This is a genomic window from Pseudomonas sp. RIT778 (assembly GCF_019718735.1).
In the GTDB taxonomy this organism is placed as follows: domain Bacteria; phylum Pseudomonadota; class Gammaproteobacteria; order Pseudomonadales; family Pseudomonadaceae; genus Aquipseudomonas; species Aquipseudomonas aphyarum.
In genome coordinates this window covers 59,087-80,592 of the sequence record NZ_JAIHBA010000032.1, presented here as the reverse complement: position 1 = coordinate 80,592, position 21,506 = coordinate 59,087, and the positions used below count along the sequence as shown (strand labels likewise).

General features: G+C 62.9%; 25 protein-coding genes. 15 read left to right on the top strand and 10 right to left on the bottom strand.

Going from position 1 to position 21,506, the window contains the following annotated elements; translation table 11 throughout:
* The first annotated feature begins 116 nt into the window (after nucleotides 1-116).
* Complete coding sequence (locus K5E37_RS22095; protein ID WP_045121788.1) at nucleotides 117-1,001, top strand: sugar nucleotide-binding protein; 885 nt, start codon at nucleotides 117-119, stop codon at nucleotides 999-1,001.
* Nucleotides 994-1,923, top strand: coding sequence for an NAD-dependent epimerase/dehydratase family protein (locus K5E37_RS22090; RefSeq protein WP_221535141.1), 930 nt, complete (start codon nucleotides 994-996; stop codon nucleotides 1,921-1,923). The genes K5E37_RS22095 and K5E37_RS22090 overlap by 8 nt, the downstream gene beginning before the upstream one ends.
* Nucleotides 1,924-2,112: 189 nt before the next feature.
* On the opposite strand, the gene K5E37_RS22085 is transcribed toward K5E37_RS22090, so the two are convergent.
* The 5 genes from K5E37_RS22085 to K5E37_RS22065 form a co-directional block, all read right to left on the bottom strand.
* Complete coding sequence (locus K5E37_RS22085) at nucleotides 2,113-2,811, bottom strand: OmpW family protein (RefSeq protein ID WP_007955593.1); 699 nt, start codon at nucleotides 2,809-2,811, stop codon at nucleotides 2,113-2,115.
* A 222-nt stretch (nucleotides 2,812-3,033) separates the two neighbouring features.
* The gene (locus K5E37_RS22080) at nucleotides 3,034-3,552 is read right to left on the bottom strand and encodes a DUF3299 domain-containing protein (protein WP_085688098.1); all 519 of its coding nucleotides are present in this window, start codon (nucleotides 3,550-3,552) and stop codon (nucleotides 3,034-3,036) included.
* Between the two features lie 11 nt (nucleotides 3,553-3,563).
* Nucleotides 3,564-4,829, bottom strand: a complete 1,266-nt coding sequence (locus K5E37_RS22075; RefSeq protein ID WP_074691637.1) for an ABC transporter permease — start codon at nucleotides 4,827-4,829, stop codon at nucleotides 3,564-3,566.
* 1 nt (nucleotide 4,830) lies between these two features.
* A complete protein-coding gene (locus tag K5E37_RS22070; protein ID WP_007955587.1) occupies nucleotides 4,831-5,541 on the bottom strand; it encodes an ABC transporter ATP-binding protein in 711 nt (236 codons plus the stop codon).
* Nucleotides 5,542-5,555: 14 nt separating this feature from the next.
* Nucleotides 5,556-6,149 (bottom strand): DUF2796 domain-containing protein, encoded by a 594-nt coding sequence (locus K5E37_RS22065; protein WP_221535140.1) that lies wholly within the window; start codon nucleotides 6,147-6,149, stop codon nucleotides 5,556-5,558.
* Between the two features lie 135 nt (nucleotides 6,150-6,284).
* On the opposite strand from K5E37_RS22065, the gene K5E37_RS22060 reads away from it, so the two are divergent.
* Nucleotides 6,285-6,647 carry a hypothetical protein gene (locus K5E37_RS22060; protein ID WP_221535139.1) on the top strand — a complete coding sequence of 121 codons (363 nt, stop codon included), beginning with the start codon at nucleotides 6,285-6,287 and terminating at the stop codon, nucleotides 6,645-6,647.
* A 4-nt stretch (nucleotides 6,648-6,651) separates the two neighbouring features.
* Here the strand turns inward: K5E37_RS22060 and trxA are convergent, their stop codons facing one another.
* From trxA to K5E37_RS22045, 3 genes are read right to left on the bottom strand one after another with little or no spacing between them, the layout of a single operon-like run.
* Nucleotides 6,652-7,524 (bottom strand): thioredoxin, encoded by an 873-nt coding sequence (gene trxA, locus K5E37_RS22055; protein WP_007955581.1) that lies wholly within the window; start codon nucleotides 7,522-7,524, stop codon nucleotides 6,652-6,654.
* A gap of 39 nt (nucleotides 7,525-7,563) precedes the next feature.
* On the bottom strand, nucleotides 7,564-8,220 hold the full coding sequence (locus K5E37_RS22050; protein WP_085609115.1) for a methyltransferase: 657 nt from the start codon (nucleotides 8,218-8,220) through the stop codon (nucleotides 7,564-7,566).
* Nucleotides 8,217-8,681: a YbaY family lipoprotein gene (locus K5E37_RS22045; RefSeq protein ID WP_085609144.1), complete on the bottom strand. Its 465-nt coding sequence runs from the start codon at nucleotides 8,679-8,681 to the stop codon at nucleotides 8,217-8,219. Before K5E37_RS22045 ends, K5E37_RS22050 begins: the two co-directional genes overlap by 4 nt.
* A gap of 128 nt (nucleotides 8,682-8,809) precedes the next feature.
* Here K5E37_RS22045 and nrdR point away from each other — a divergent pair, with 128 nt between their 5' ends.
* The 12 genes from nrdR to K5E37_RS21985 all read left to right on the top strand — a co-directional run bounded on the left by nrdR (nucleotide 8,810) and on the right by K5E37_RS21985 (nucleotide 17,516).
* Nucleotides 8,810-9,274, top strand: coding sequence for a transcriptional regulator NrdR (nrdR, locus tag K5E37_RS22040; RefSeq protein ID WP_003228656.1), 465 nt, complete (start codon nucleotides 8,810-8,812; stop codon nucleotides 9,272-9,274).
* Nucleotides 9,271-10,404 carry a bifunctional diaminohydroxyphosphoribosylaminopyrimidine deaminase/5-amino-6-(5-phosphoribosylamino)uracil reductase RibD gene (ribD, locus tag K5E37_RS22035; protein WP_085609114.1) on the top strand — a complete coding sequence of 378 codons (1,134 nt, stop codon included), beginning with the start codon at nucleotides 9,271-9,273 and terminating at the stop codon, nucleotides 10,402-10,404. Before nrdR ends, ribD begins: the two co-directional genes overlap by 4 nt.
* A gap of 47 nt (nucleotides 10,405-10,451) precedes the next feature.
* A complete protein-coding gene (locus tag K5E37_RS22030) occupies nucleotides 10,452-11,129 on the top strand; it encodes a riboflavin synthase (RefSeq protein WP_085609113.1) in 678 nt (225 codons plus the stop codon).
* A 16-nt stretch (nucleotides 11,130-11,145) separates the two neighbouring features.
* Nucleotides 11,146-12,237, top strand: coding sequence for a bifunctional 3,4-dihydroxy-2-butanone-4-phosphate synthase/GTP cyclohydrolase II (gene ribBA, locus K5E37_RS22025; RefSeq protein ID WP_065259547.1), 1,092 nt, complete (start codon nucleotides 11,146-11,148; stop codon nucleotides 12,235-12,237).
* A gap of 91 nt (nucleotides 12,238-12,328) precedes the next feature.
* Entirely contained in the window at nucleotides 12,329-12,805 is a 477-nt protein-coding gene (gene ribE / locus K5E37_RS22020; protein WP_003228649.1) for a 6,7-dimethyl-8-ribityllumazine synthase, read from the top strand.
* The gene (nusB, locus tag K5E37_RS22015) at nucleotides 12,802-13,302 is read left to right on the top strand and encodes a transcription antitermination factor NusB (protein ID WP_007955566.1); all 501 of its coding nucleotides are present in this window, start codon (nucleotides 12,802-12,804) and stop codon (nucleotides 13,300-13,302) included. The genes ribE and nusB overlap by 4 nt, the downstream gene beginning before the upstream one ends.
* 27 nt (nucleotides 13,303-13,329) lie before the next feature.
* Nucleotides 13,330-14,295, top strand: coding sequence for a thiamine-phosphate kinase (thiL, locus tag K5E37_RS22010; protein ID WP_221535138.1), 966 nt, complete (start codon nucleotides 13,330-13,332; stop codon nucleotides 14,293-14,295).
* Nucleotides 14,292-14,795 carry a phosphatidylglycerophosphatase A gene (locus tag K5E37_RS22005; RefSeq protein ID WP_007910933.1) on the top strand — a complete coding sequence of 168 codons (504 nt, stop codon included), beginning with the start codon at nucleotides 14,292-14,294 and terminating at the stop codon, nucleotides 14,793-14,795. The genes thiL and K5E37_RS22005 overlap by 4 nt, the downstream gene beginning before the upstream one ends.
* Nucleotides 14,796-14,823: 28 nt before the next feature.
* Nucleotides 14,824-15,549 (top strand): ABC transporter substrate-binding protein, encoded by a 726-nt coding sequence (locus tag K5E37_RS22000; protein WP_221535137.1) that lies wholly within the window; start codon nucleotides 14,824-14,826, stop codon nucleotides 15,547-15,549.
* Nucleotides 15,550-15,682: 133 nt separating this feature from the next.
* On the top strand, nucleotides 15,683-16,300 hold the full coding sequence (gene ribA / locus K5E37_RS21995) for a GTP cyclohydrolase II (protein ID WP_007955551.1): 618 nt from the start codon (nucleotides 15,683-15,685) through the stop codon (nucleotides 16,298-16,300).
* On the top strand, nucleotides 16,297-16,716 hold the full coding sequence (locus K5E37_RS21990) for a hypothetical protein (protein WP_064382213.1): 420 nt from the start codon (nucleotides 16,297-16,299) through the stop codon (nucleotides 16,714-16,716). The genes ribA and K5E37_RS21990 overlap by 4 nt, the downstream gene beginning before the upstream one ends.
* On the top strand, nucleotides 16,716-17,516 hold the full coding sequence (locus tag K5E37_RS21985; RefSeq protein WP_221535136.1) for a cobalamin-binding protein: 801 nt from the start codon (nucleotides 16,716-16,718) through the stop codon (nucleotides 17,514-17,516). The genes K5E37_RS21990 and K5E37_RS21985 overlap by 1 nt, the downstream gene beginning before the upstream one ends.
* On the opposite strand, the gene K5E37_RS21980 is transcribed toward K5E37_RS21985, so the two are convergent.
* Both K5E37_RS21980 and dxs read right to left on the bottom strand, forming a co-directional pair.
* Nucleotides 17,513-19,396 carry a TonB-dependent receptor domain-containing protein gene (locus K5E37_RS21980; RefSeq protein ID WP_221535135.1) on the bottom strand — a complete coding sequence of 628 codons (1,884 nt, stop codon included), beginning with the start codon at nucleotides 19,394-19,396 and terminating at the stop codon, nucleotides 17,513-17,515. The two genes, K5E37_RS21985 and K5E37_RS21980, sit on opposite strands and share 4 nt — an antisense overlap.
* Before the next feature lie 140 nt (nucleotides 19,397-19,536).
* Nucleotides 19,537-21,435, bottom strand: coding sequence for a 1-deoxy-D-xylulose-5-phosphate synthase (dxs, locus tag K5E37_RS21975; protein WP_221535134.1), 1,899 nt, complete (start codon nucleotides 21,433-21,435; stop codon nucleotides 19,537-19,539).
* Nucleotides 21,436-21,506: the final 71 nt, after the last annotated feature.

Genomic DNA, 21,506 nt, shown 5'->3' with positions numbered 1-21,506 from the left:
GGTGACGGTTGCGCACTAAACCCGCAAAATGCAACGATTCCGGCAATTATCGACGACGCTGTACCAAACATCGTCGCCAAAGCCATCGTTCCAATCAGACTGGGCCTGCTGACTCTATGCGAATGCGCCTTATGTTACTGGGCGGCGGAAATGCCCTTGGGCAGGCGCTGATTCGCCTCGGTGCAGAGGAAGACATCGGTTTCCTCGCCCCCCGCCCGCCCGAAGACGGCTGGGATGCCGCGAGCCTGACTCAACTGCTCGACGACACCCGTCCCGATGCATTGATCAACCTTGCCTACTATTTCGACTGGTTCCAGGCCGAGGCCGTCAGCGAAAGCCGTCTGGCCGGGCAGGAACGCGCCATCGAGCGACTGGCCGAACTGTGCCAGCACCACAACATCGTGCTGGTGCAGCCGTCCAGTTATCGGGTGTTCGACGGTTCCCGCGCCACCGCCTACAGCGAAAAGGACGAACCGGTGCCGTTGGGCCTGCGCGGTCAGGCTCTGTGGCGGATCGAGCAGAGCGTGCGTGCCACCTGCCCGCAACACGTGCTGCTGCGCTTTGGCTGGCTGCTCGACGACAGCCCGGAAGGCACCCTCGGGCGCTTCCTGGCCCGTGCCGAACAACCGGAAGAATTGCTGCTGGCCGATGACCGCCGTGGCAATCCGACCCCGGTCGACGATGCCGCGCGGGTAATCATCTCGGTGCTCAAACAACTCGATTGCGCCGCGCCGCTGTGGGGCACTTACCACTACGCCGGCCACGAGGCGACCACGCCGCTCGCGCTGGGCCAGGCGATTCTCACCGAAGCGCGCGGCCTGCACCCGCTGGCCATCGAAGCGCCGACCGCCCAGGCCCACGCCGCGCGGCCGGATGCCGCCGAAGAACCGCAACACGCGGTGCTCGCCTGCAAGAAAATTCTGCACACCTTCGGGATCAAGCCGCGCGCCTGGCGTGCCGCGCTCCCGGGCTTACTGGATAGGTTTTATCGCCATGGCTGACGGCCCTGTTTTAATCACCGGCGGCGCCGGTTTCATCGGCTCGCACCTGACTGACGCGTTGCTCGCCAACGGCCATTCGGTGCGGATCCTCGATGATCTGTCGACCGGCAAGCGCAGCAACCTGCCGCTGGACAACCCCAAGGTCGAACTGATCGTCGGCGATGTGGCCGACGCCGCTTTGGTCGCGCAGGCGATGCAGGGTTGCAGCGCTGTCGCCCACCTGGCTGCCGTTGCGTCGGTGCAGGCGTCGGTGGACGATCCGGTGAAAACTCACCAAAGCAATTTCATCGGCACGCTGAACGTCTGCGAAGCCATGCGCGAGGCCGGCGTCAAACGTGTGCTGTACGCTTCCAGCGCGGCGGTCTACGGCAACAATGGCGAAGGCGAGTCGATTGACGAAGACACGCCCAAGGCGCCGTTGACGCCTTATGCGTCGGACAAACTGGCCGGCGAGCAGTACTTCGATTTCTATCGCCGCCAGCACGCTCTGGAACCGGCGATCTTCCGTTTCTTCAACATCTTCGGCCCGCGTCAGGATCCGTCCTCGCCGTACTCCGGGGTGATCAGCATCTTCAGCGAACGCGCGCAGAAAGGCCTGCCGATCACCGTGTTCGGCGATGGCGAGCAGACCCGGGATTTCATGTACGTCGAAGATCTGGTCGATGTGCTGGTGCAGGCGATCGAAAAGCCGCAAGTGGACGTCGGTGCGGTGAACGTCGGCTGGAATCAGGCGACCAATCTCAAGCAGATGCTGGCCGCGCTCGAAGCGGTGGTCGGCGAATTGCCGCCCGTCAGCTACGGCCCGGCGCGCTCCGGTGACATCCGTCATTCGCGGGCGAACAACAGCCGGTTGCTTGAGCGATTCAAGTGCCCGACGCCAACACCGATGAACGTCGGCCTGGCCCGTTTGCTCGGCCGCTGAGCTTCTCGCAGACATGAAAAAGGCGCCTTTTGACAGGCGCCTTTTTCACGGCCGGAATTCGGGTTTCACACCGGTTTCCTGTAGCGAGGGAGCTTGCTCCCCGGTCGATGGCGTAACATCGCCGTCAGTTCTGAGCCTGCCCGCTACCAAGCCTCATTCACCACCACGTGAACGTTCTTTGATTGCTGCTTAGAACTTGTAGCCCAGACCGACCATGTACACAAATGGATCGACGTCGACATTCACTTTTGCGCGAGTGCCCGGAGCCACGGCGTTGTTCTCGACGGTGGCGCGGGTATCGATGTCGATGTAGCGCACCTGGGCGTTGAGCATGATATTGTCGGTCAGCATGTAGTCGGCGCCGACCTGCCAGGCCAGGCCCCAGGAGTTTTTCGCCTTGAAGTTGCTGAAGCCGTTGGACTGGGCTTCGCTGCCGACGTGCTCGTCGTAGATCCAGGTGTAGTTGATGCCGCCGCCGATGTACGGCTGGAAGGCCGATTTGGCGTCCAGCGGGTAGTAGACGACGCTCAGGGTCGGCGGCAAGTGTTTCAGAGTGCCGAGCTTGCCGTTGGCGGCTGGCAGGGCAGTGCCTTTGAGCTTCACGTCATGTTCGAACGGGGACGCGGCCAACAGCTCGATACCGATGTTGTTGGTCAGCATGTAAGCGAAGTTCAGACCCAGTTGGGTGTCGCTGCTCATGGTCGCCTTGCCGCCCAGGTTGGTGCCGCTCAACGGACCCTGATCGACCTTGACGCTGGAGCTGTCGGCCTTCGGGTTGACGGTGATCGCACCGGCACGAACGATGATGTCGCCGGCTTCGTGGGCGTGGGCGAGCGGGGCTGCGAGCGCGAGGGCAAACAGCGAGGCGCTGAGCAAGGACTTGTTCATGGAAGCTCCCAAAGGACGTTAAAAATGTTTGATGTCCTATGGTACGAATCCGTCTGATACGGTCTTTTGACTCAGCTCAATGAAACAGTGATGGCGGGTTTATTTGTGGAACCTTTGCCGGCCCCTTCGCGAGCAAGCTCGCTCCCACATTAGAGCTCGGTCAACTGTGGGAGCGAGCTTGCTCGCGAAGACAATGGGCCAAACAGTACAGAATTACCGGAGTTACTCCGGCAGTTCGTAGACGTAAATCTTGTCCGCATCCATCTGATACCCGGCATCGGCCAGTTCGCTGGTGGACTGCTTGACCTGCAATGGCCCCTCCACCCAGTACGGCTGATACAGCTCGTCGAGCTTCACGCCGAGTTCGCTTTTCACGTGCACGATCTGGTTCGACGGCGGTGGCGGCACGTGGATGCAGGCGCCGAAGTACGGCACCAGCAGGAAGTCCGTGGTGCGACCTTCCTCGCTGACTTCCAGCGGCACGATGTAGCCTGGCAGGCGAATGTTCTGGCCGTCGAGGCTTTGCACCACGGGGGCGTTGGGCATGTCCTGCTTGGCTGCCGGCGCCGATTCGGCGGACAGCGCATCGCTCATCTTCGACAGGTCGTGCAGCGGCGTCATGTTCGGCACTTCCGGCGCCGCGTCCGGCGGGATCATCTCCGACCAGGTCAGATCTTTCGGCGCCGCCGCCCACACGGGCAGGGCGACCAGCAACAGCAGCGCAAGCACGGCGCGGGGCATGGTGAACATCCTCATAAACGGATCGACAGGCCATCGGCCAATGATTGGCGATACGCGCGCCAGGCCGGTACGCTGCCCATCAGCAGCGCGGCAGCCAGAATGCCACCGAGCAGCGTCCATTCATACTCGCTTGGCCAGGCCAGCGGCAGATACAGCCCGTAATTGGCCTGCACATAACCCTGAGCAGCGGCGATGCCGAGGTACAGCAACGCCAGCCCGGCGATCACCCCGGTCAGCGCCAGAGCAAATGCTTCCAGCACCAGCAGGCTCGCGATGTGCCACGGCCGCGCGCCTACCGAACGCAGGATCGCCATCTCGCGACGGCGTTCGTTGAGGCTGGTGAGAATCGCCGTGAGCATGCCGATCAACCCGGTCAGCACCACGAACAGCGAGACTACGAACAGCGCTTTTTCGGCGGTGCTCATCAGACTCCAAAGTTCCTGCAGGGCCACGCCCGGCAGGATCGCCAGCATTGGCTCGCCACGGAATTCGTTGATCTCCCGTTGCAGCGCGAAGGTGGAAATCTTGCTGTTGAGGCCAAGCATGAACGCGGTGATCGCTTGCGGCGTCAGGTCCATGTTGCGCGCCTGATCGGCGCTGATCCGTCCGTTGCCACGGGCCGGCACACCGTTGTGCCAGTCGATGTGGATCGCCTCCATGCCGCCGAGGCTGATGTGCAGCGTGCGGTCCACCGGGGTGCCGGTGCGCTTGAGAATCCCGACCACGGTGAACGGTTTGTCATCGTGCTTGACCAGACTGATCGCCGCCACGCCGTGGGCCAGCACCAGTTTGTCGCCGAGCTTGTAATGCAGCGCCTCGGCCACTTCGGCACCGAGCACCACTTCGAACGGATCGGTGGCGAAGGCGCGGCCGTCGGCCAGTTCGAGATGCTGCTGGCGACCGTACTGGTAATGCTCGAAATAGGCTTCGGTGGTGCCCATCACCCGGTAGCCGCGATGGGAGTCGCCGAGGGACATCGGAATCGCCCACTTCACCTTCGGGTTGCTGGCGAAGTGTTCGAAGCTGTCCCAGCGAATGTTGTTGGTGGCGTTGCCTATGCGGAATACCGAGTACAGCAACAGGTTCACCGAACCGGAACGGGCGCCGACGATCAGGTCGGTGCCGCTGATGGTGCTGGCGAAACTGGCCTTGGCTTCGGTGCGCACCCGCTCAACCGCCAGCAGCAGGCAGACGGAAAGCGCGATGGCGAAAGCAGTGAGCAGGGCAGTGAAACGCCGGTTGGCGAGGCTGGCCATGGCCAGACGGAACAGATACATCTCAGACCTCGGCAGACGTGGCGGCGCGATTGAGTTCGGCCAGGGACAGGTGACGGTCGAACAGCGGCGCCAGACTCTGGTCGTGGCTGACGAACAACAGGCTCGAGCCGGCTTCGCGGCACTCGGCGAACAGCAGGCGAATGAAGTTTTCCCGGGCGTCGTAATCCAGTGCCGAGGTCGGTTCGTCGGCGATCACCAGTTCCGGTTGCCCGATCAATGCGCGCGCTGCGGCGACCCGCTGTTGCTGACCGATCGACAGCGAATCGGCGCGGCGACTCAGGATGCTTTCGTCCTTCAAACCCAGGTGGGCGAGCAGGGTGGCGGCAGCCTGATCGACGCTGCCATGACGCTGCTTCGCACGTTCTGCACGCAGCTTCGAAAAGTGGCACGGCAGCTCGACGTTCTCGCGCACCGAGAGAAACGGCAGCAGGTTGAACTGCTGGAAAATGTAGCCGGTGTGATCGACCCGAAAGCGATCACGGGCGCCGGCACCCAGTTCGGTCAGTTCCTGGCCGAGCAGGCGAATGCTGCCGCGACCGGGTTTCTGCACCCCGCCGAGCAGGCCGAGCAGGGTGGTCTTGCCGCTGCCGCTGGGGCCCTTGAGGAACAGGGTTTCGCCGGCTTCCAGGCGAAACGCCGGGATGTCCAGCAGCGGCGGGTGACCGGGCCAGTTGAAGCCCAGGTCGGACAGTTCGATGAGTGCTTGGGTCATGGCGCCGTTTCGTGTCAGAACTTCAGGGCGGCGGCCTTGGCCGTCACTTCCGTGCCTTGCTGGCCGCTCGGGCTGATCAGTTGTACCTGAATTTTCTGGGTGGCCGGGAAGGTATTGAACAGGTTCGCCAGATCCAGGGTTTTCAACGCACCCGGCGCCGCACAGCTGAACTGGTAGTGGGCGTGGATTTCGCTGTGGTCGTGATGATGCTCGTGACCGTCCTTGCCGGCTTCCTCTTCGTCGTGGTCGTCGGCATCCGGCTTGTCGCCGAACAGCGGACTTTCCAGTTCCTGGCTGGTGACCTTGCAACCGGCGGCGGCCGGCAGACTGAACAGCGCCAGCGGTTTTTCCAGCTGAGCACGCGCGGCTGCGACCTTGGCCTTGTCCGCATCGCTGGTGGCGACGTGCTCAAAACCCACGAGGTTCATCGCCGGGCTTTCCAGTTCCAGCTCCAGGGTCTGGCCGTCGAGGGCGGCGTTCAGGCGACCGACGCCATGTTCGTGGGCACCGAGGCTGCCGTGTTCATGATCGTGATCATGCTCATCGGCAGCCTGGGCGATGGCCAGCGGCAACAGGGCAAACGGCAAAGCGAGCAGCAGACGACGCATGGCGGTCTCCGGGAAGTAAAGTGAAGAGTTTGTTATGTAATCTTATAACGAAAGTGCGCAGAGTTTGCCCGCCCGCTTGGCGTTACACAAGTCCCATGGGAGCATGCGGGTCAGAAATGTGCGGGAGCGAAGCTTATGTTGCGGATACGCGGAACCGTCGGCGAGTTGCCGGTGGATTTGACCCTGGAACTGGATGAAAGCGACTGGGCGCGGCTCGGTGCGCAGTTTGGCGTGCAGGTGCAGACGGCCCAGCCGCAAGCAGCAGCGGCGGCGGCGCCGGTGGCGAAACCGGTGAATCAGGATGACGCGTTGTGGCAGGTCGCCAGGGATGTGTTGCGCAAGGCCGGACAGCTCAGCGGGCCGGAATTGCTGGATCAGCTCGAAGGGCTGACCGGCAGCGCGGCGGCGGGCAAGCGCCTGCTGGTGCGCCTGCGTCATTCATCCGATGTGAAAGTGCTGAGCGGCGGGGACACGCCGCTCTACAGCTGGGTCGAGTAGGCGCTTAGTACAGCGCCGCAAACACCTTGCGCCGGTAAGCGGTCACCAGCGGGTGATCGTTGCCCAGCAGTTCGAACACTTGCAGCAAGGTCTTGTGCGGCAGGCCTTCGCCGTAGCTGCGGTTGCGGATGAACAGCTTGAGCAGTGCGTCCAGCGCCGCTTCGTATTGCTGACGGGCCAGTTGCTGGATCGCCAGTTGATACACCGCTTCGTCGTCCTGCGGGTTTTGCGCCAGACGGCTCTTCAGGTCGGCGGCGTCCGGCAGGTCGCGGGCCAGACCAAGGAACTTGATCTGCGCCTTGGCACCGGCCAGTGCAGCCTTGTGCTCGTCGCTCTTGACCGCGTCGAGCACGGTTTGCGCTTCGCCCAGCTCACCGCGTTCGGTCAGGCAGCGAGCGTAGAGGATCAGCGCCTTGGCGTTGGTGTTGTCTTCGCCCAGCAGCGTAACCAGTGTCGCTTCAGCGTCGGCGTAACGGCCTTCGTCAAACAGTGCCTGAGCCTGTTCGAACGGATCGGCGGCGGACGGCGCCGGCATCTGTACATGCGGTTCGAGCAGGGCGCGCACGGCGGATTCCGGTTGCGCACCGGCAAAGCCGTCCACCGGTTGACCATCCTTGAACAGCACTACGGTCGGCAGGCTGCGGATGCCGAAGCGCGCGACGATGTCCTGCTCGATATCGCAATTGACCTTGGCCAGCAGCAACTCGCCCTGATAGCTCTCGGCGATGCCTTGCAGCATCGGCATCAGCGCCTTGCACGGCGCACACCATTCGGCCCAGAAATCCACCAGCACCGGTTTTTGAAAGGAAGCCTCGATCACTGACTGGTCGAAGTCGGCCGTCGTGGCGTCGAAGATGTACGGCGTTTGCTGACTCATGGGGTATCTCGTAAAAGCGTGAATGGGGCAACTATACGGTCAGGCGCGGGCCGCATGGTAGAGGCTGACATGGCGAAACTCTTCGGGCTCGGCCAGATCCGGCAGGGTCATGGCTTCAAGCATTTCGATGCGCCGGTACAGCGGATGACGGAAATCCCGGACCCGCGAATCCGCCACCAGCGCTTCGCGGCCACGGCTCAGGAAGGCGTCGAGCAGCGGCAGGTTTTCCCGGTCGTACAGAACGTCGGCCACCAGGATCAGATCGAAGCGATCCGCTTCGGCGAAGAAGTCCGTGGAATAGCTCATCTGCACATCATTGAGTTCGGCATTCGCCCGACAGGCGGCAATCGCCAGCGGGTCGAGGTCGCAGGCCACCACTTCCAGCGCTCCGGCTTTCACCGCCGCGATGCCAGCGATCCCGGAACCGGCGCCGAAATCCAGCACCCGCTTGCCTCGAACCCACTCGGGAAACTCCGCCAGATAGCGCGCCACCGCCAGACCGCTGGCCCAGCAGAAACTCCAGTACGGCGGTTCATGCAGGATTCGTTGGGTTTCTTCCTGGCTGAATTCGCGCGCCATGTTGTCGCCGTCGATCAGCCACAGCCGCAAATCGGTGTCCGGCAACGCACAGGCTTTCAGTCGAGCGTCGCCGAGCAATTCGCCCAGCGACTGTTGCAGGTCTGACGGTGCATTCATGGGGCTTTGACAAATTGCAGCTGGCCCAGCGCCTGGGTGGTCGGCTGAGTGATGGTCTGCGATGGCAGGTGCAGGATCAACTGGCCGGACTGGCTGGCGCGGCCGCGCAGTTCAACCCGCGCGCCCACCGGGAAGGATTCGGGGTTGAAGCGCAGGTGAAACGGCAGAATCTGGTTGTTGCCGATCAGGCTGGAACTGGCGAGCAATTGTTGCGGGCGGTCTTTTGCGTCGATCACCAGCAGTGCCAGTTCGACTTCGGCACCGGCCGGCACGCCTTGCAGGGTGCCGCTCAGTTCGCGCTGATAGGCCGGCAGCGGGCCGAGGTCGGCGGCTTCGCGGGCTTTTTTCTGCGCCTGTTGCGGCGCCGGGCCCGGCGTGGGCGGCTGAGGCTTGGGCGCATCGCTGCCACAGGCCACCAGCAGGCTGAAAACACTGAGCAAAACGAGCGGTCGTAGGGACATTGGCGGCTCCAGCAAAATGAAATCCATGGATCAAACGATCATGGCAGTCTGTATACCGCAAAGCCTATGGCTTGTCTTGCCACCGGGATGCGCTACCATGGCCCTCCCTTTTTTTGTTGCCAGCCACCATGCACTGTCCCTTCTGCGGTGCCAACGACACCAAGGTCATCGACTCGCGTCTGGTCGCCGAGGGCGAACAGGTGCGCCGCCGGCGTGAATGCCTGGCCTGCGGCGAGCGTTTCACGACGTTCGAGACGGCCGAACTGGTGTTGCCGCGCCTGATCAAAACCGACGGCAGCCGCCAACCGTTCGACGAAGAAAAACTCCGCGCCGGCATGCAACGCGCCCTGGAGAAACGTCCGGTGAGCGTCGAGCGCCTCGAATCCTCGCTGGTCCATATCAAACACAAGCTGCGCGCCACCGGCGAGCGCGAGGTCAAGTCTCTCGTGGTCGGCGAACTCGTGATGGCCGAGCTGCAAAAGCTCGATGAAGTCGCCTACATCCGTTTCGCTTCCGTGTACCGCCGCTTCCAGGACCTCAACGAATTCCGCGAAGAGATCGACCGCCTCGCCCGCGAACCGGTGAAAGAATGACCACCGCCGCCGAGCAGGCCATTCTCGACGCCCACTTCATGGCTCGGGCCCTGGAGCTGGCGCGCAAGGGGCATTACACGACGCACCCCAATCCACGGGTCGGCTGCGTGATCGTGCGCGACGGGCAGATTGTCGGCGAAGGCTGGCATGAACGCGCCGGCGAACCCCACGCCGAAGTCCACGCCCTGCGCGCCGCCGGTGAACTGGTCCGGGGCGCCACGGCTTACGTGACCCTCGAACCTTGCAGCCACCACGGCCGCACACCGCCGTGCGCCGATGCGCTGGTGAATGCCGGTGTCGGTCGGGTGGTCGCGGCGATGCGTGATCCGAATCCACAAGTCGCCGGACGCGGTCTGCAGCGCTTGAGCGATGCCGGCATCGCCACCGAAAGCGGCGTGCTGGAAGCTGAGGCGCGCAAGCTCAATCAAGGTTTTCTGAAGCGCATGGAACACGGCTTGCCGTTCGTGCGGGTCAAGTTGGCCATGAGCCTCGACGGCCGCACGGCGATGGAAAGCGGCGAGAGCCAATGGATCACCGGCCCTGCCGCGCGTTCGGCGGTGCAGCGTCTGCGCGCCCAGGCCAGCGTCGTGCTGACCGGCGCCGATACAGTGCTGGCCGATGGCGCACGCCTGACCGTTCGCGGCGATGAGCTGGGACTGGATGCCGAACAAACCGCGCTGGCCCTGAGCCGTCCGCCGCTGCGGGTGCTGATCGACGGACGTCTGCGAGTGCCGCTGGATGCGCCGTTCTTCAAGGCCGGCCCGGCGCTCGTCGCCACCTGCGTGGCCATCGAAGAACAGTACGCCCACGGTCCGGAATGCCTGATCGTGCCGGGCGATGACGGTCAGGTCGATCTGCACCAGTTGCTGATCGAACTGGCCAACCGTGGCGTCAACGAAGTGCTGGTCGAGGCCGGTCCGCGACTGGCCGGCGCGTTTGCCCAGCTCGGTCTGGTCGACGAGTTCGTGATCTTCATTGCCGGCAAGTTCCTCGGCTCCACGGCGCGTCCGCTTCTGGACTGGCCGCTGGCCTATATGAAGGATGCGCCGGAGCTGAAAATCACTGAAATTCGCGCGGTTGGCGATGACTGGCGAGTCACTGCAATCCCTGTCCCATCGGCGAGCGTATAATTCCCGGCCATCGCGTTAGCGCTGGCTTCGTTCTCAAGGAGAACCCCATGTTTACCGGCATCATCGAATCCATCGGCAGTATCCGCGCACTGACCCCAAAGGGCGGTGATGTGCGGGTGCATGTCGAAACCGGCAAGCTCGACCTGAGCGACGTCAAACTCGGCGACAGCATTGCAGTCAACGGCGTGTGCCTGACCGCGGTTGAACTGCCGGGCAACGGCTTCGCCGCCGACGTCAGTCGCGAAACCCTCGACTGCACCGCCATGAATGACCTGAAAAGCGGCAGCCCGGTCAACCTGGAAAAAGCCCTGACCCCGACCACCCGTCTCGGTGGCCATCTGGTCAGCGGTCACGTCGACGGTGTCGGCGAAGTGGTTTCGCGCAGCGACAATGCCCGCGCCGTGGAATTTCGCATCCGCGCGCCGAAGGAGCTGGCCAAGTACATCGCCCATAAAGGCTCGATCACCGTCGACGGCACCAGCCTGACCGTGAACGCGGTCGATGGCGCCGAATTCCTGCTGACGATCATTCCGCACACCCTGAGCGAAACCATCATGGCGTCCTACAAGCCAGGTCGCCGGGTGAACCTGGAAGTCGACCTGCTGGCGCGTTATCTGGAGCGTCTGCTTCTGGGCGACAGGGCCGCTGAGCCTGACTCTTCACAAAAGCCTGGCGGTGGCATCACTGAAAGCTTTCTGGCCGCCAACGGCTACCTCAAATCCTGACTGAAGGGGGTGCCTTGTGGCGCTCAATAGCATCGAAGAACTGGTTGAAGACATCCGCCAAGGCAAGATGGTCATCCTCATGGATGACGAAGACCGCGAGAACGAAGGCGACCTGATCATGGCCGCCGAATGCTGCAAGGCCGAGCACATCAACTTCATGGCCAAGCACGCCCGTGGCCTGATCTGCATGCCGATGAGCCGCGAGCGCTGCGAAACCCTGAAGCTGCCGCTGATGGCGCCACGCAACGGTTCCGGTTTCGGCACCAAGTTCACCGTCTCGATCGAAGCCGCCGAAGGCGTGACCACCGGCATCTCCGCCGCTGACCGCGCACGCACCGTGCAAGCGGCCGCTGCGAAGGACGCGAAAGCCGAAGACATCGTCAGCCCGGGCCACATTTTCCCGCTGATGGCCCAGGCCGGTGGCACCCTGGCCCGCGCCGGTCACACCGAAGCTGCCTGCGACCTGGCGCGCATGGCCGGTTTCGAGCCGAGTGGCGTGATCTGCGAAGTGATGAACGATGACGGCACCATGTCCCGTCGCGCCGAGCTGGAAGCTTTCGCGGCTGAACACAACATCAAGATCGGCACCATCGCCGACCTGATTCACTACCGGATGATCCACGAACGTACCGTTCAGCGGATTGCCGAGCAGCCGCTGGACAGCGAACTGGGCCAATTCAACCTGGTGACCTATCGTGATTCCGTGGAAGGCGACGTGCACATGGCACTGACCCTGGGCACCGTTTGCGCCGAAGAACCGACTCTGGTTCGCGTGCACAACATGGACCCGCTGCGCGACCTGCTGATGGTCAAGCAACCGGGCCGCTGGAGCCTGCGCGCCGCCATGGCTGCGGTCGCCGAGGCCGGCAGCGGTGTGGTGCTGTTGCTCGGTCACCCGCTGGATGGCGACGTGTTGCTGGCGCACATCCGCGAAACCGGCGATCAGGCGGCGGTGAAAAAACCGACCACCTACAGCATTGTCGGTGCCGGTTCGCAGATCCTGCGTGACCTCGGCGTGCGCAAAATGCGCTTGATGTCTGCGCCGATGAAGTTCAATGCGATATCCGGTTTCGATCTGGAAGTTGTAGAATACGTGCCCTCCGAATAATGACCGGTTGTTTCCGGCTCCGAATTCGCGGCAAATAAATCACTGAGGGACGCGAAACAGACGCGTCCCGGCTCTTTAAGAGATCTGACGAATGACCCTGAAGACCATCGAAGGTACCTTCATCGCCCCTAAAGGCCGCTACGCTTTGGTAGTGGGCCGCTTCAACAGCTTCGTGGTTGAAAGCCTGGTCAGCGGTGCAGTTGATGCCCTGGTTCGCCACGGCGTGAGCGAAAGCGACATCACCATCATCCGCGCACCTGGCGCCTTCGAAATCCCGCTGGTTGCGCAGAAAGTCGCCCAGAAAGGCGAGTTCGCAGCAATCATCGCCCTGGGCGCGGTCATTCGTGGCGGTACTCCGCACTTCGAATACGTGGCTGGCGAGTGCACCAAGGGCCTGGCCCAGGTGTCCATGGAGTTCGGCGTACCGGTCGCTTTCGGCGTCCTGACCGTTGATTCCATCGAGCAAGCCATCGAACGTTCCGGCACCAAGGCCGGCAACAAAGGTGCTGAAGCTGCCCTGTCCGCTCTGGAAATGGTCAGCCTGCTGGCGCAGTTGGAGGCCAAGTGATTAGCGACGAAAGCGATCGTTTCAACCCGCGCGATCCGAAACCTGCGGATGCCGGCAAGCCATCGAAAAGCGCCAAGCGCCGCGAAGCCCGTCAGCTCGCGACCCAGGCCCTGTATCAGTGGCACATGGCTCGGCAGTCGTTGAACGAGATCGAAGCGCAGTTCCGGGTCGATAACGATTTCACCGATGTCGACGGTGCTTACTTCCGCGAAATCCTGCACGGGGTTCCGCAGTTCAAGACCGAAATCGACAACGCGCTCACGCCTTGCCTGGACCTGGCGATCGAAGAGCTGGACCCGGTTGAACTGGCGGTTCTGCGCCTGTCGACCTGGGAACTGCTCAAGCGCGTCGACGTGCCGTACCGCGTTGTGATCAACGAAGGTATCGAACTGGCCAAAGTGTTCGGTTCGACCGACGGCCACAAGTTCGTCAACGGCGTGCTCGACAAGCTGGCTCCGCGCCTGCGTGAAGCTGAAGTGAAGGCGTTCAAGCGCTGATCCGCGCTTGAATACTTTTTCTCGGCCATGGGCGAGTTTGAGCTGATCCGCAATTTCTTCGCCGCCGCGCCTTGTGCGCAGGGCGGTGAAGGCGTTGCACTGGGGATCGGCGATGACTGCGCCTTGCTGGCGGTTCCTTCCGGGGAACAGCTGGCGGTTTCCACCGATACGCTGGTGGCCGGCGTGCATTTCGCCGATCCTTGCGATCCGTTTCTGCTCGGTCAGCGCTCGCTGGCCGTGGCGGTCAGCGACCTCGCTGCCATGGGCGCCACGCCCGTCGCCTTTACCCTTGCCCTGACTCTGCCGACGGTGACTGCCGATTGGCTGCAAGCCTATGCCCGCGGTTTGAACCGCATGGCGCAGGGCTGCGGCGTGGCACTGGTCGGCGGCGATACGACGCGCGGGCCGTTGAGCCTGACCGTCACCGTGTTCGGCCGCGTCCCGGCCGGCAAAGCGTTGACCCGCAGCGGCGCACAACCGGGCGATCTGCTGTGTGTCGGCGGCGAACTGGGCAATGCCGCCGGCGCTTTGCCGCTGGTGCTGGGCCAGCGTGACGCCGAACCCCATATCGCCCAGCCGCTGCTCGATCATTACTGGTCGCCGCAACCGCAACTCGCCCTCGGTCAGGCCCTGCGTGGCAAGGCCACCTCGGCGCTGGACATCTCCGATGGCCTGCTCGCCGATTGCGGTCACATCGCACTGGGTTCGAAGGTTCGCCTCGAAGTCGAGCGCGAGCGTGTTCCGCTGTCGGATGCGCTGGTGGCGTTTCTCGGTCAGCGCGGTGCCGAACGTGCGGCGTTGAGCGGTGGCGATGATTACGTGCTGGCCTTCACTCTGCCGTCCGTCGAGTTGCCGGCGCTGCTCGCCGACGGCTGGCCGATCCATGTGATCGGCCGCGTGACGCAGGGCCAGGGCGTGGTGCTGCTGGATCGCGACGGGCACGACATCACCCCGCAAATCCGGGGTTATCAACATTTTCAGGAGTCACCGTGACAGATCACCCGAAACAGGTTCCGGCCGAATTCGTTCCGCCGTCGGTCTGGCGCAATCCCTGGCATTTCCTCGCGTTCGGCTTCGGCTCGGGCACCTTGCCCAAGGCGCCGGGCACCTGGGGCTCGTTAGTTGCGCTACCCTTTATCCCGTTGTGGCAGATGCTGCCCGACTGGGGGTACTGGCTGATGCTCGGAATCACCATGCTGTTCGGCTTCTGGCTGTGCGGCAAAGTGGCCGACGATCTGCGGGTGCACGACCACGAAGGCATCGTCTGGGACGAAATGGTCGGGATGTGGATCACCCTGTGGCTGGTGCCGGAAGGCTGGTACTGGTTGCTCGCCGGGTTCCTGGTATTCCGCTTCTTCGACATTCTCAAGCCGTGGCCGATCCGCTGGATCGACCGGCATGTTCACGGCGGCGTCGGCATCATGCTCGACGACGTGCTGGCCGGCGTGTTCGCCTGGCTGGCAATGCAGGGACTGGTGTGGATTTTCGCCTGATTTCCAGGCGTGGATGAGGGACACAGGGATGACTCGACGCTGGTTGGCGATAGTGGCTTTGACCTTGCTTGGCGCCGTGGCCCAGGCACAGGACGCACCGCCGTCGGTCATTCACCTGGCCAGCGAAGACTGGGAAGACTACACCGCCGCCGATGGCCATGGCCTGGGCTGGGACGTGTTGCGCAAAGTCTTCGAGCCGGCCGGCGTGACCCTGGATATTCGCACCGTGCCCTACACCCGCTCGGTCGGGCTGGTGCAGTTGAAGGAAGCAGACGCACTGGTCGGTTCCTATCGCGGTGAAGCCGAGCAGGTGCTGTACCCGAAATGGAATTTCGATTCCGACCACATCTACGCGCTCGGCCTGGCCAGCAATCCTTCGCCGACCCAGGCGACGCTGGGCAAATACCGACTGGCCTGGGTGCGCGGCTATCGCTACGAAACCTACCTGCCGAACGTCAAACGCTTCAATCAGATCGAGCGCCGCACCGGCATCCTGTCGATGCTCAAGCAGGGGCGGGCGGATTACTACATCGATGCGCTGACGGAAATCGAAGCGGTGGTGAGAAACGCCGCCGACCCGTCGCAGTACCGTTATTCGCATCTGGCGGAATTGCCGCTGTACCTCGGTTTCGCCGACACCCCGCAAGCCCGCGCACTGATGTCGATCTACGACCAGCGCATGGAGCAGTTGGTGAAAAGCGGCGAGTTGAAGCCGATCTTCGAGCGCTGGAAACAACCATATCCCTTCGAATGAACGCGATAAGGGCGAGCCTGTTATCAAACTTTTTGATCGTTATGGCCGATAATTCAGCCTAAGCGCCTGCGGGAACCTGCTGTTACAATGCCGCCCAGCGAATCTTCAGACTTTTCAGATCAGGAGCACACCGGTGCCTGTCGTTTTTGTCGCCGCTTCCAAGCTGCCAACGCCTTTTGCGCAATTCACCATGCACGGTTTTCTCGATGAAGCCACCGGCCGCGAGCACGTCGTGCTGAGCCTGGGTGAGATTGCCGATGGTGCCCCGGTACTCGGCCGTCTGCACTCCGAATGCCTGACCGGCGATGCCTTGTTCAGCCAGCGTTGCGACTGCGGTTCGCAACTTGAGGGCGCCCTCAAAGCCATCGCTCGCGAAGGTCGTGGCGTGTTGCTGTACCTGCGTCAGGAAGGACGCGGCATCGGTCTTTTGAACAAGATCCGTGCCTACGAATTGCAGGACGGCGGCGCCGACACCGTGGAAGCCAACGAGCGTCTGGGCTTTGCCGCCGACCAGCGTGACTACGCCATGTGCCTGCCGATGCTGGAGCATCTGGGCGTCAAATCCCTGCGTCTGATGACCAACAACCCGCGCAAGGTCAAAGCCTTGACCGACATGGGTATCGTCGTCGCCGAGCGCGTGCCGTTGCACACCGGCCACAACCCGCACAACAAACTCTATCTGGCGACCAAGGCCAGCAAGCTCGACCACATGATGGGCAACGAGCATCAGGGCGAGGTAGACCGGGCGTGACCCGCGGGCAAGTGCGGCGCCGTCTGTCGATCGCCTGGTGGAAATACCTGGCGCTGGCGCTGGTGCCGCTGTTCGTGATCAACGCTGTGTTCGGCCAGGGCGAGGCGATTCTGCCGGTGCTGGCGATGCCTTTCTTTATCGCTGGCGTGGCCTCGATGTTTGTCAGCCTGAAGTTTTTCGGGCGCTACAAACATGCGCTGATCGCCACGCAAAAAGCCCTCGATACCCCTGAAGAACCCGCTGCCTGGATCGCCCTGGCGGCCTGCCTTCGCAGTGCATTCGTGGTCGCGGCGCTGCCGGCATGGATTGGCGCGCTGGCGGTGTTCGTCGGCCTTGAAGCGGTGCCGCTGATGTTGCTGGCGCTGTCCACGGCGGTGCTGTTCTACCTCTACCGTATCCCGCGTCAACTCGCTTGATGCGGCGTCTCTGGCTGGCGGTTCTGCTGCTGGCCGTCAGCGGTGAAACGCTGGCCGCCCTGCGGGTGGTCAGCCTCGCGCCATCCCTGTCTGAAATCGTGGTTGAACTGGATTCGGCGGATCTGCTGGTCGGCGTGCTGGATGCCGGTGAGCGCCCGTCTGCAATCAAGGACGTGCCTTCGGTGGGCCGTTACGGCCAGCTCGACATGGAACGGTTGCTGAGCCTCAAACCTGACTTGTTGCTGTTGTGGCCCGGCAGCGTCGGCCCGGCCCAGCGCGATCAGCTCAAGCGTTTGAACATCCCGACGTTCGTTGCCGAGCCCCACAGTCTCGAACAGCTGACTGCGCAGATTGAGGCCATCGCGACACAGCTCGGTCGTCCTGAGCGTGGGATCGAACGAGCTAGTGAGTTGCGACAAAACCTCTATGAGCTGCGCCAGCGCTACCGCCGTGAAGCGCCGCTGCGGGTGTTTTATCAGGTCTGGGACAAGCCGCTGTACACCGTCGGCGGCGGGCAGATCATCAGCGATGCGCTTGAAGTGTGCGGCGCGCGCAATGTGTTTGCCGACCTGAGCCTGCCGGCGCCGCAGGTGAGCATCGAAGCGGTTTTACAGCGTGATCCCGAGGTAATTCTGGCCAGCGATCAGCCGCAACTGGATGCGTGGCGCGCGTGGCCGCAGGTGGCAGCGGTCAAACACGGGCAATTGCTGCTGGTCACCGATAAAGGCCTGGAGCGCCCCAGCGGGCAGATGATCGAGGCGACCGCCAAGCTCTGCCAGCTGATTGCGCCAGATCGTTAGAGCTGCGGCGTCCAGGTCACGCCGAACATGAACGCCCGACCTTCCTCGCGATAGCCATACTGACTGCCGTCATGGCTGTACAGCGCCCGGCTGTAACCCTTGTCCAGCAGGTTATCGACCTTGAAATCCAGTTTGATTTCACGGTTCAGCGCCCAGCTGCTGCGCAGTCCGAGCAGCGCATAACCACCCAATGGTTGTTGATTGTTCAGATCGTCGTAACTGCTGCTGACGGCCTGCCAGCTGGCGCCGAGGCCAAGGCGATCGAACTGTCGATCCAGATCCCAACTCAAGGTGCGCCGGGCACGCCGCGCCAAAGTGTGGCCGGTGTCGCGGTCGCGAGGATCGATGATCGCCACGCCGAGGTTGCTCTGCCAGCCGAACAGCTCCTGTTTCAGCGCTGCTTCGAAGCCGTTGATTCGCGCCGAGGCGACGTTTTCCGGGCGTGAGTTGCTGCCGAAGATGATCGCGTCTTCCAGATCGGTCCGGTACAGCGAGGCTTCGAGGCGAGTGCTGTCGCTCAACTGGCTGCGCCATTGCAGCTCGTAGCTTTTCGAGGTTTCCGGTTTCAGGTCGGGGTTGCTGAAGTCCGGGTAATACAGATCGTTGAAGGTCGGCGCGCGGAAGCCTTCGCTGTAGCTGAGCAGCAGATCGTTGTCCGGGTTGACCGGCAATGTCAGCGTGCCGCTCCAGCTGTTCTGGCCGCCGAACTGCTGGTTGTCATCGCGACGCAGACCCAGTTCGGTGGAGAAACTGTCGGCCTGGAAGCGATGCTGGATGAAGGCTGCGCGGTTCCAGCGACTGTCTTCGTCGAACGCGGTGCTGCTGTTGATGCGGTCTTCGTACCAGTCGCCACCAAGGATCAGGCTGTTGCGCGCATCGAGGGTCAGGTCGTTCTGCCAAGTCACCGAGTCGCGATAGGTGTTGAACACCGAGCGTTCGTCGCTGAGCTTGTCGAAGGACCTCTCGCGGTTTTCGCTGTGGCCGAGTTCCAGGCGCGACTTCCAGCGCTCGTTGATCCGCGCATCGATGTAGCTGCTGAAACTGCTGACGGTGAAATCGCTGTAGGGCTGCTGCTGAATGGAGTCGAAGGTCACCGGGTCGAAGCGCCCGAACGGGTTGTCGAACTCGCTTTTGCCACGGTTATCCAGCAGGTTGGCGCCGACTTCGATGTCATCGCTCAGCGCATGGCTGAGGCTCAGGCTGATGGATTTATTGCGGTAGGCATCGTGGTCGCTGTCGCTGGGATACGACTCGTGGGTGCGGTCGATCCCAGCGGTTTCATCGAGGCTGGCGCCGAGGTTGAAACGGGTTTTCTCATCGCCGCCGGACAGGCCGACACTGCGCTCCCAGGTCTGATTGCTGCCGAAACCCCCATGCATCCGGGGCTGCAAGCCTTGTTCGTCGCCGCGCCGGGTGAAGATCTGAATCACCCCGCCAATTGCATCGCTGCCATAAATCACCGAACGCGAACCGCGCAGCACTTCAATCCGTTCGATCTGCTCGATGTTCAGGTGTTGCAGGTTGCTGTCGCCGGAGGTGGAGTTGCCGATGCGCTGACCGTCGACCAGCACCAGGCTCTGTGCCGATTGCGTGCCGCGAATGTAGATTCCCGGCAGGCTGCCGCGTCCGCCGGTTTGTGCGACTTGTACGCCTGGTACCCGTTGCAGCAGATCGGTGACGCTGCGCGGTTGCAGACGCTCGATGTCTTCGCGGGTGAACACGGTGTTGGCGGCGCTGCTGTCGTTGCGCGCTTCGACCTGGCGGTTGGCGCTGATCAGCACGTCCGGCAGCTTCAGGGCCTGATCGCGTTCGAAGGTGTCGGCGAAGGTGTTGGCGGATGGCAGCAGCAGGAGGGGCAGGGCGAGGCGCGAGAGGTTCATCGGTATTCCGTAGGTCTTTCAGGTGTACACAAATCAAATGTGGGAGCGAGCCTGCTCGCGATTGCGGTGTTTCAGTCGGCATTTAAGTGACTGACAGTGCGCTATCGCGAGCAGGCTCGCTCCCACATGGGCATTGCGTTTTACTTGTTAAGCAGTTCCAGGCGCTCCCGCACCGCCGCTTCGATCCCGACTTCATCCAGCCTGCACTCGGCCAGCATCTGCGCCGGTTTGGCGTGCTCGACGTAAACGTCCGGCAAGCCCAGGTGCAGCACCGACTTGAGGATGTTCTCGCGGGCGAGGAATTCGCTGACTGCGCCACCGGCGCCGCCCATGATCGCGTTCTCTTCGATGGTCACCAGCAGGTCGTGGCTGCTGGCGATCTCGCGTACCAGCGCTTCGTCCATCGGTTTGACGAAACGCATGTCGACCACGGTCGCGTCCAGCGTCTCGGCGACTTTCAGGGCTTCGGCCATTTGCACGCCGAACACCAGCAGGGCGGCCTTGCTGCCCTGACGACGGACCACACCCTTGCCGATCTCGATCGGTTCGAGGTCTTTCTCGATGGTCGCGTTCGGGCCGGTGCCGCGCGGGTAACGCACCGCCGCCGGGCCGTTGTACAGGTGGCCGGTGGTGAGCATTTTGCGCAATTCGTTCTCATCGCTCGGGGTCATGATGACCATGCCCGGGATGCAGCGCAGGAACGACAGGTCGAAGCTGCCGGCGTGGGTCGGGCCGTCTTCGCCCACCAGACCGGCACGGTCGATGGCGAACAGCACATCGAGGTTCTGCACCGCGACGTCATGCACCAACTGGTCGTAACCGCGTTGCAGGAACGTCGAGTAGATCGCCACCACCGGTTTTGCGCCTTCGCAGGCCATGCCGGCAGCGAGGGTCACGGCGTGTTGCTCGGCAATCGCCACGTCGAAGTAGCGCAGCGGGAAACGTTCGCTGAACGCCACCAGATCCGAGCCTTCCTTCATCGCCGGGGTGATGCCCACCAGACGCGGGTCGGCAGCGGCCATGTCGCACAGCCATTCACCGAACACGCCGGAATACTTCGGCCCGCCGGCCTTTTTCGGCGCAGCGGCCGGGGCGTCCAGCGGTTCAAGCTTGGTGATGGCGTGGTAACCGATCGGGTCGACTTCCGCCGGGGCGAAGCCTTTGCCCTTCTTGGTGACGATGTGCAGGAACTGCGGGCCTTTCAGATCGCGCATGTTGCGCAAGGTGGCAATCAGGGTCGGCAGATCATGGCCGTCGATCGGGCCGATGTAGTTCCAGCCCAGTTCTTCGAACAGGGTGCCTGGAACCAGCATGCCTTTTGCGTATTCTTCGGTGCGACGAGCGATTTCCCAGGCGCCAGGCAGGCGCGACAGCACTTTCTTGCTGCCTTCACGCATGCTCGCGTAAGTGCGGCTGGAAAGGATCTTCGCCAGATAGTTCGACAGCCCGCCGACGTTGCGCGAGATCGACATGTCGTTGTCGTTGAGGATCACCAGCATGTTGGCGTCGACTTCCGGCGCGTGGTTCAGCGCCTCGAACGCCATGCCGGCGGTCAGAGCGCCGTCGCCGATCACCGCAATCGCCTTGCGATCACTGTTCTGCAGGCGGGCGGCGATAGCCATGCCCAGCGCGGCACTGATCGAGGTGCTGGAGTGGCCGACGCCGAAGGTGTCGTACTCGCTCTCGGAACGGCGCGGGAAAGCCGCGATGCCGTCCTTCTGGCGCAAGGATTCCATGCGCTCGCGACGACCGGTGAGGATCTTGTGCGGGTAGGCCTGATGACCGACGTCCCACACCAGCCGGTCGTCCGGGGTGTCGAAGACGTAATGCAACGCGATGGTCAGCTCGATGACGCCCAGGCCGGCACCGAAATGCCCACCGGTCTGGCCGACCGTGTAGAGCAATTCCAGGCGCAACTCATCAGCCAGGGTTTCCAGCTCGGCTTCGCCTAACCGGCGCAGGCCGTCCGGCGTGTTCGCGCGGTCGAGCAGGGGCGTGGTCGGGCGCTTGCGGGGAATCTCATGAAACGTCGTGGGCATCAGGCGAATCGTTATAGGTATAAAAGATGCGGCAGTTTACCTGATGCATCGCCCCCTGCCCACGCGTTGGT

What these genes read in the sequence shown, in the direction of transcription:
- K5E37_RS22095 (WP_045121788.1), top strand. Translation starts at nt 117, where the DNA reads ATGCGAATGCGCCTTATGTTACTGGGCGGCGGAAATGCCCTTGGGCAG.
- K5E37_RS22090 (WP_221535141.1), top strand. Translation starts at nt 994, where the DNA reads ATGGCTGACGGCCCTGTTTTAATCACCGGCGGCGCCGGTTTCATCGGC.
- K5E37_RS22085 (WP_007955593.1), bottom strand. Translation starts at nt 2,811, where the DNA reads ATGAACAAGTCCTTGCTCAGCGCCTCGCTGTTTGCCCTCGCGCTCGCA.
- K5E37_RS22080 (WP_085688098.1), bottom strand. Translation starts at nt 3,552, where the DNA reads ATGCCCCGCGCCGTGCTTGCGCTGCTGTTGCTGGTCGCCCTGCCCGTG.
- K5E37_RS22075 (WP_074691637.1), bottom strand. Translation starts at nt 4,829, where the DNA reads ATGTATCTGTTCCGTCTGGCCATGGCCAGCCTCGCCAACCGGCGTTTC.
- K5E37_RS22070 (WP_007955587.1), bottom strand. Translation starts at nt 5,541, where the DNA reads ATGACCCAAGCACTCATCGAACTGTCCGACCTGGGCTTCAACTGGCCC.
- K5E37_RS22065 (WP_221535140.1), bottom strand. Translation starts at nt 6,149, where the DNA reads ATGCGTCGTCTGCTGCTCGCTTTGCCGTTTGCCCTGTTGCCGCTGGCC.
- K5E37_RS22060 (WP_221535139.1), top strand. Translation starts at nt 6,285, where the DNA reads ATGTTGCGGATACGCGGAACCGTCGGCGAGTTGCCGGTGGATTTGACC.
- trxA (WP_007955581.1), bottom strand. Translation starts at nt 7,524, where the DNA reads ATGAGTCAGCAAACGCCGTACATCTTCGACGCCACGACGGCCGACTTC.
- K5E37_RS22050 (WP_085609115.1), bottom strand. Translation starts at nt 8,220, where the DNA reads ATGAATGCACCGTCAGACCTGCAACAGTCGCTGGGCGAATTGCTCGGC.
- K5E37_RS22045 (WP_085609144.1), bottom strand. Translation starts at nt 8,681, where the DNA reads ATGTCCCTACGACCGCTCGTTTTGCTCAGTGTTTTCAGCCTGCTGGTG.
- nrdR (WP_003228656.1), top strand. Translation starts at nt 8,810, where the DNA reads ATGCACTGTCCCTTCTGCGGTGCCAACGACACCAAGGTCATCGACTCG.
- ribD (WP_085609114.1), top strand. Translation starts at nt 9,271, where the DNA reads ATGACCACCGCCGCCGAGCAGGCCATTCTCGACGCCCACTTCATGGCT.
- K5E37_RS22030 (WP_085609113.1), top strand. Translation starts at nt 10,452, where the DNA reads ATGTTTACCGGCATCATCGAATCCATCGGCAGTATCCGCGCACTGACC.
- ribE (WP_003228649.1), top strand. Translation starts at nt 12,329, where the DNA reads ATGACCCTGAAGACCATCGAAGGTACCTTCATCGCCCCTAAAGGCCGC.
- thiL (WP_221535138.1), top strand. Translation starts at nt 13,330, where the DNA reads ATGGGCGAGTTTGAGCTGATCCGCAATTTCTTCGCCGCCGCGCCTTGT.
- K5E37_RS22000 (WP_221535137.1), top strand. Translation starts at nt 14,824, where the DNA reads ATGACTCGACGCTGGTTGGCGATAGTGGCTTTGACCTTGCTTGGCGCC.
- K5E37_RS21985 (WP_221535136.1), top strand. Translation starts at nt 16,716, where the DNA reads ATGCGGCGTCTCTGGCTGGCGGTTCTGCTGCTGGCCGTCAGCGGTGAA.
- K5E37_RS21980 (WP_221535135.1), bottom strand. Translation starts at nt 19,396, where the DNA reads ATGAACCTCTCGCGCCTCGCCCTGCCCCTCCTGCTGCTGCCATCCGCC.
- dxs (WP_221535134.1), bottom strand. Translation starts at nt 21,435, where the DNA reads ATGCCCACGACGTTTCATGAGATTCCCCGCAAGCGCCCGACCACGCCC.